Source organism: Mesorhizobium sp. B2-1-3A (assembly GCF_006442655.1).
GTDB lineage: Bacteria > Pseudomonadota > Alphaproteobacteria > Rhizobiales > Rhizobiaceae > Mesorhizobium.
Map to the genome: position 1 here is coordinate 562,501 of NZ_VFWK01000003.1, position 2,500 is coordinate 565,000.

The 2,500-nt window shown below is 53.0% G+C and carries 1 rRNA gene (cut by both window edges); it reads right to left on the bottom strand.

The window, feature by feature from the left end:
• A 23S ribosomal RNA gene (locus FJ977_RS14045) occupies positions 1–2,500 on the bottom strand (it extends past both window edges: 213 nt to the left, 85 nt to the right).

The window sequence follows — 2,500 nt, forward strand, 5'->3', positions numbered from 1 at the left end:
CATCCCGGTCCTCTCGTACTAGGGACAGATCCTTTCAATATTCCTACACCCACGGCAGATAGGGACCGAACTGTCTCACGACGTTCTGAACCCAACTCACGTACCGCTTTAAATGGCGAACAGCCATACCCTTGGGACCTGCTCCAGCCCCAGGATGCGATGAGTCGACATCGAGGTGCCAAACAACCCCGTCGATATGGACTCTTGGGGGTCATCAGCCTGTTATCCCCGGCGTACCTTTTATCCGTTGAGCGATGGCCCTTCCACGCGGGACCACCGGATCACTATGACCGACTTTCGTCTCTGCTCGACTTGTCAGTCTCGCAGTCAGGCAGGCTTATGCCATTGCACTCAGCGAACGATTTCCGACCGTTCTGAGCCCACCATCGCGCGCCTCCGTTACTCTTTAGGAGGCGACCGCCCCAGTCAAACTACCCACCATACATTGTCCCGGACCCGGATAACGGGCCGCGGTTAGACATCCATAGTAATAAGGGTGGTATTTCAAGGGTGGCTCCACCTGAGCTGGCGCCCAGGTTTCAAAGCCTACCACCTATCCTACACATGCCACTACGAATGCCAATGTAAAGCTATAGTAAAGGTGCACGGGGTCTTTCCGTCTAACCGCAGGAACCCCGCATCTTCACGGGGAATTCAATTTCACTGAGTCTATGCTGGAGACAGCGGGGAAGTCGTTACGCCATTCGTGCAGGTCGGAACTTACCCGACAAGGAATTTCGCTACCTTAGGACCGTTATAGTTACGGCCGCCGTTTACTGGGGCTTCGATTCAGAGCTTGCACCCCTCCTCTTAACCTTCCAGCACCGGGCAGGCGTCAGACCCTATACGTCGTCTTGCGACTTCGCAGAGCCCTGTGTTTTTGATAAACAGTCGCTACCCCCTGGTCTGTGCCACCCTCCTCTACTTGCGTAGAAAAGGGTCACGCTTCTTCCGAAGTTACGCGTGCAATTTGCCGAGTTCCTTCAGCATAGTTCTCTCAAGCGCCTTGGTATACTCTACCAGACCACCAGTGTCGGTTTCGGGTACGGTTTATAAGGAGGAGCTATTTCCTGGAACCACGCAGCAGCCCGTTCAATCCGATAAGATTGGACTACCTCAATGATCCGTCACTACCTCCAAGCCCACGAATATTAACGTGGTTCCCATCGACTACGCGTTTCCGCCTCGTCTTAGGGGCCGGCTAACCCTGCTCAGATTAGCTTTAAGCAGGAACCCTTGGTCTTTCGGCGGGGGAGTCTCTCACTCCCCTTACGTTACTCATGTCAGCATTCGCACTTCTGATACCTCCACCACCCCTCACGGGTATGGCTTCATCAGCTTACAGAACGCTCCGCTACCGCTCGTATTGCTACGAACCCTAAGCTTCGGTGTATGGCTTTAGCCCCGTTACATTTTCGGCGCAAAGACCCTTATTTAGACCAGTGAGCTGTTACGCTTTCTTTAAATGATGGCTGCTTCTAAGCCAACATCCTGGTTGTTTTGGGATCCTCACATCCTTTCCCACTTAGCCATAACTTGGGGACCTTAGCTGTAGGTCAGGGTTGTTTCCCTTTTCACGACGGACGTTAGCACCCGCCGTGTGTCTGCCGACTAGTACTCCCAGGTATTCGGAGTTTGGTTAGGTTTGGTAATCCGGTGAGGACCCCTAGCCCATCCAGTGCTCTACCCCCTGGGGTATTCGGTCGACGCTCTACCTAAATAGATTTCGCGGAGAACCAGCTATTTCCGAGTTTGATTGGCCTTTCACCCCTAGCCACAAGTCATCCCGAACTATTGCAACAGTTATGGGTTCGGTCCTCCAGTAAGTGTTACCTTACCTTCAACCTGCTCATGGCTAGATCACTCGGTTTCGGGTCTAATGCGACGAACTGAACGCCCTATTCAGACTCGCTTTCGCTGCGCCTACACCTAGCGGTTTAAGCTTGCTCGTCACACTAAGTCGCTGACCCATTATACAAAAGGTACGTGGTCACCCTTGCGGGCTCCCACTGTTTGTAGGCAATCGGTTTCAGGTACTCTTTCACTCCCCTTGTCGGGGTGCTTTTCACCTTTCCCTCACGGTACTAGTTCGCTATCGGTCATGCACGAGTACTTAGGCTTGGAGGGTGGTCCCCCCAATTTCAGACAGGATTTCACGTGTCCCGCCTTACTCGAGGACGATTGATTGCATTACGCGTACGGGGCTGTCACCCACTATGGCCCTACTTTCCAGAAGGTTCCGCTTGTCTCTCAATCGCCACTGGCCTGGTCCGGGTTCGCTCGCCACTACTTCCGGAGTCTCGGTTGATGTCCTTTCCTACGGGTACTTAGATGTTTCAGTTCCCCGCGTTCGCCACTTTACCCCTATGTATTCAGGGTAAGTTACCTATTATCGATACTTGGAAACCACAGCAGCAAGTCACCCTGCTGCTCTGATTTTCCAAGTACCTTAGGTGGGTTTCCCCATTCGGAAATCTACGGATCAAAGGGTATTCGCACC